At 71.3% G+C, this 5,017-nt stretch carries 3 protein-coding genes and 1 pseudogene; all 4 read left to right on the top strand.

Going from position 1 to position 5,017, the window contains the following annotated elements; translation table 11 throughout:
- Positions 1-85 (top strand): annotated as a pseudogene (locus tag ACFVGO_RS16025) (ATP-binding protein); the annotation flags it as partial.
- Between the two features lie 90 nt (positions 86-175).
- Complete coding sequence (locus tag ACFVGO_RS16020) at positions 176-1,381, top strand: hypothetical protein (protein WP_359899094.1); 1,206 nt, start codon at positions 176-178, stop codon at positions 1,379-1,381.
- A 2-nt stretch (positions 1,382-1,383) separates the two neighbouring features.
- Complete coding sequence (locus tag ACFVGO_RS16015; protein ID WP_380632257.1) at positions 1,384-4,071, top strand: condensation domain-containing protein; 2,688 nt, start codon at positions 1,384-1,386, stop codon at positions 4,069-4,071.
- Positions 4,072-4,331: 260 nt separating this feature from the next.
- A complete protein-coding gene (locus ACFVGO_RS16010; protein ID WP_380632255.1) occupies positions 4,332-4,865 on the top strand; it encodes a hypothetical protein in 534 nt (177 codons plus the stop codon).
- Positions 4,866-5,017: the final 152 nt, after the last annotated feature.

Genomic DNA, 5,017 nt, shown 5'->3' with positions numbered 1-5,017 from the left:
CGGCCTGTTCGAGGGCACCCGGGGCGCGTTGGTGCTGGTGGACACCCGCCGGCTGGAAGTCAGCTTCGAGCTGACCGGGCGTCTTTAGGACCCCTCCTTTCCCTCCTCCTCTCCCCCCCCCCCCCCCCGCGCCGGCCCGTTCGACCGTTCTCCCACCGGCGAGGAAAGAACCACGATGACGCACCCCGACGAGGTCCTCACCCGCATCGACCTTCGCAGCCCGATTCCCGGAGCGCTGGCCGCCGAGATCGAGCGCCGACTCTTCTTCGTGTCGCCCGAGATCACCGGCTTCGTGGTGCCCGTGGAGGGCGACGAGGTGCGCTCCGTGACACTGCGCTCCGGGCAACCGCTCCCGCACGACGCCCTGACCGAGAAGGTCAACTCCATGGTGGACAACGACGTCCGGAGGCAGTGGGTGACGCCGGCCAAGGCCGTCTGGACCTCGCCGCACCAGCGCACCCCGCACCAGGACGTCTTCGAACTCCTCTCCGGGACCGGCGCGGTGACGGAGGTCGGTGAGGGTCAGGTCGCCGTCGGCGAGCCGCTGCTCTCCCTCTTCAGCTACTTCGACCGGGCCGTCTGTGACCTGCTGGCCGAGGACCACGAAGTCCGGGAGTACCGTTACCCGACTCTGATCAGAACGAAGGCGCTGGAGACGGCGGGCTACTTCAAGGCCTTCCCGCAGCACCTGATGTTCGTCACCAGGCTGCGCAACGACCTGGACGTCTACCGCGCCTTCCAGGAGCGGCAGGCCGTCACCGGCATCGACTCCGCGGTGCTGGACTCCTGCGGCAACGTCGACTACTGCCTGCCGCCCACGATGTGCTACCACACCTTCAACCAGTACAGCGACCGCACACTGGAGGCGGGCCGGCTCCACGTGGTCACCTCGCGCGGCAAGTCGTTCCGCTTCGAGGCGGCATACGCCACCAGCCTGGAGCGGCTCTGGGACTTCACCATCCGGGAGATGGTCTTCATGGGCTCCCGGGAAGACGTGCTGGACTCCCGTGAGCGCTTCATGCGGAAGGTCTTCGTCTTCGTCGAGGAGCTCGGCCTGAGCGGCTTCTGCGAGGTGGGCAACGATCCGTTCTTCTGCGGCGCGGACACCTCCGAGCGGATCTGGTCCCAGCGGCTGATGGAGCTCAAGTACGAGCTGCGGCTCCACGTCGCGCCCGGGAGGACGATCGCCGTCGGCTCCTTCAACTTCCACGACGACCTCTTCGGCAAGGCTTTCGGCATCGACCACGGTGCGAACGGCCCGGCCCGGAGCGGCTGCGTCGGATTCGGCCTGGAGCGGCTCGTCTACGCCTTCCTCTGCCAGTACGGCCTCGACACCGCGGCGTGGCCCGCCCAGGTCCGCACCGCCGTCAGCGGGAGCTGACCATGAGCGAGAAGGAGGGCCGCGCCCCGCGAGGCCAACGGGAGGAGATCCTCTGCGCGGTGTTCGCCCAGGTGCTCGGGCTCGACCGGGTCACCATCGACGACTCCTTCTTCGAGTTGGGCGGCCACTCCCTGCTGGCCACCCGGCTCGCCGGTCGCGTCCGGGCCGCTCTGGACGTGGAGGTCCCGGTCCGGACGATCTTCGAGGCCCCGACCGTCGCCCAACTCGCCGAGCACCTGGAGCAGGGCTCCGGCAGCCGACGCCCGCCGCTGCGCCCCCGGGGCCGTCCGGCGGAGATCCCGCTCTCGCAGACCCAGCGGCGCCTCTGGTTCCTGAACCGCCTGCACGGCGCGGCCGGGCACTACAACATGCCGATGGCCTACCGGCTGCGCGGCGACCTCGACCTGTCCGCCCTGCGACTCGCCCTCGACGACCTGGTCACCCGGCACGAGAGTCTGCGCACCGCCTACCCGGACTGGGACGGCCGACCCCAGCAGGTCGTCCTGGACCCGGACGAGGCCCCGGTCGAGCTGCCGGTCGACGGCGTCACCGAGGCGGGCCTGTCCGAAGCGCTGAGCTCTGCGGCCGGTCACGCCTTCGACCTCACCGCCGAGACGGCACTGCGGGCCCGGCTGTTCCGGCTCTCCGCGGACGAGCACGTCCTGCTCCTGACCGTCCATCACATCGCCTGCGACGGATGGTCGCTGCTCCCCCTGAACCGCGATCTGGCACTCGCGTACGCCGCGCGCCGCCTCGGGCAGGAGCCGGCCCGGCCCGAACTACCGGTCCAGTACGTCGACTACACGCTCTGGCAGGACGATCTCCTGGGCGCCCCGGAGGACCCCAACAGCCTGGTCAATCGCCAGCTCTCCTTCTGGGAGGGCGAGTTGGCGGGAATGCCCGACCGCCTACGGATCGATGTGGCGGCCCCGCGTCCGGACACCCCCTCGCACCGGGGCGGTCGGGTCCCCTTCCGCGTCACGCGGGCGACCCACCGGGCACTGCACCAGCTGGCGCGGGAGACCGGCACCAGCGTCTTCATGGTCGTGCAGGCCGCCCTCGCGACCCTGCTCACCAGGCGCGGAGCCGGGACCGACATCGCCATCGGCATCCCCACCGCCGGGCGCACCGACGAGGGCCTCGACGACCTGGTCGGATTCTTCGTCAATACGCTGGTGCTGCGCACCAGGACCGACAGCGACCCGACCTTCCGGGAGCTGCTGTTCCGGGTGCGCAGCACGGACCTGGCGGCCTTCGCCCACCAGGAGGTGCCGTTCGACCACGTGGTCCAGACCATCAACCCGCCGCGCTCCCCCGCGTGGCACCCGCTCATCCAGGTGATGCTCGCATTCCAGAACAACGCGAGCGCCGAGCTCCGCCTTCCCGGCCTGGAGGTCCGGGCCGAGCCGGTGACGGAGGGGATCACCCGCTTCGACCTCCGCTTCGAGCTGTTCGAGGGCTTCACCGAACAGCGGAGGCCGGACGGCATCGACGGCAGCCTCACCTACGCCCTCGACCTGTTCGTCCCCGCGGAGGCCGAGCGGCTGGCCCGGGAGTTCACCGAGCTGCTCGACGCCGTGGCCGCCGCTCCGGGTCTGCGGCTGAGCGAACTCGGCGGGGCAGCCGTCCATGAGCCGACCAGCGGCCCGTCCGCCGGGCCGGAGCCCGCCGCCGCGGACGGCGTCCGGATCGCCTTCGTCTGCTCCCCCTACGGCCAGCAGTGGGTCGGCATGGGGCGGACCCTGTTCCGCACCGAACCCGCCTTCCGCTCGGCCCTGGAGGAGTGCGACGGCGAGCTGGCCCGGCACACCGGCTGGTCCCTCGTCCACGAGCTCTTCCTCGACGAACCCGAAGCCAGGACGAACGACGTCGGCGTCATGCAACCCATCGTCTTCGCCGTCCAAGTGGGCATCGCCCGCTGGCTGGAGGAGGCGGGCGTCCGGCCGGCCGCTGTCACGGGTCACAGCGTCGGCGAGATCGCCGCCGGCGTCATCGCCGGCATCCTCGACCTGCCGGACGCGGTCCGGCTCGTCCACCACTACAGCGACCAGCAACGCCGCGTGGCCGGCCCCCACAGCGGCATGGCCGTGGTGGAGCTCTCGGCCGTCGACCTCTCGAAGCACCTGCGAGGGCTTGGGGGGAGCGTGTCCGTCGCCGCGCGGAACGGCCCGCGGACCACCGTGCTGGCCGGTGACCGGTCCGAGCTGGAGGCCATCGTCGCCGAGCTCCAGGCCGCGGACGTGCTGTGCGCGATGGTCCGAGTCGACCTGCCGGCCCACAGCCCGGCGATCGATCCGATCCTGGCGGACCTCGAACGAGCCGTAGGTGAGCTCACCCCCAGGCCCGGCCGGATCCCGATGATCTCCTCGGTCACGGGGCAGGCGCTCGACTGGCGGCAGGCCACCGCGCGCTACTTCGCCCAGAACCTGCGGCAGCCCGTCCTGCTGGCCGACTCCACCGCCGAGCTGCTGACGGGCCATGACGTAGACGTACTGGTCGAGGTCAGCGCTCACCCGGTGCTCGCCCCGGCACTGTGGCAGAGCGTCGAGGAGTCCGGTAGCGCCGCGACCGTCCTGACCACCATGCGCCGCGGCCAGGACGACCGGACGGGCCTCATCGAGGTACTCGACGCCCTCGAACAGCTCGGCCTGAAGGTGGGTTCCCCGGGCCGGCGGACCCGGTCGGCGTAGATCCGCGACCGCGGGCATCCCGTTGGCGCCGCGGGCTGCGTCACCGCTCGGAGATCACCGGCGGAGCGCAGCAGTCACCGGGACGACGGCGGGCCGGGGCGGGACCCCGAGGTGGACCCAGTGCGCGAAGACCGTGGTGAGCGCCGTTTCGGAGCCGGCCCGGCTCTGGTCGTATGCGTCCCGTCCGGGGCCGGCGCATCGCGCTTGTGCCGGGCACGGTGCCCCGGCCATGATGTGCCCTCGCGAACAAAGGAACGAACGTGAACGTCCAGGTGGAGTACGACGCAGCACCTGAGGAGCTCGCCGCCGCGGTGAGAGCCAACCTTCCCGCACCGGCAGTGCGCTGGGCGGTCGCCGGCGCCTGGTTGCTGCTCTCACTGCTCTGCCTCGCAGCGGGCGGTGTCCTCTTCGCGATCGCCGCGCTCATCGCCTGCCTGCTCCAGGTCCAGAACATCACCGTGGTCGCCAAGAAGGTCGCTTCTCGTGCCGCCCAGCGCCAGGCGGGCCCCACATCGGTCGCGTTGACCGACCAGGAGGCCGTCATCCGCACGGCGTCCGGGGAACTGAGGTTCCCGTGGACGTCGGTCACCCGCGCCACGGACACTCCCCTGGCCTGGTCGATCCTGGTGAAGAGGCCGGGCGGAGCGCCCGTGGCCGCGACCGTCCTCAAGACGGCCTTCACCGACGCTCAGGCCGCCGACGTCACGGCCGCGCTCACGCGGCTGACCAGGACCAAGGTCAAGGTACGCGGGTCGAATGCCCTCGGCGTCGTCTCCGGAGCCCCGGCCCGGTAGCGGTCGGGGCGGGCGGCACCGGCCCACGCGGAGCCGGGACGGTGGGCCCCCACGAGATGCGCCCAATACACCTCTTCCCTCCCACAGGGGACTAGGAGCCCTCGTCACTTGTAGGAAGGGGGCCCTCGACGGCGGTACTGCATACCCACCGA

The organism is Kitasatospora sp. NPDC057738, from assembly GCF_042798815.1.
Classification (GTDB): Bacteria; Actinomycetota; Actinomycetes; order Streptomycetales; family Streptomycetaceae; genus Kitasatospora; species Kitasatospora lactacystinica.
Note: the sequence above shows the minus strand (reverse complement) of the source record. Positions and strands in the feature narration are given on the sequence as shown.

Excerpts from the sequence above, each read along its gene's own strand:
- ACFVGO_RS16020 (WP_359899094.1), top strand. The coding sequence starts at position 176 with ATGACGCACCCCGACGAGGTCCTCACCCGCATCGACCTTCGCAGCCCG.
- ACFVGO_RS16015 (WP_380632257.1), top strand. The coding sequence starts at position 1,384 with ATGAGCGAGAAGGAGGGCCGCGCCCCGCGAGGCCAACGGGAGGAGATC.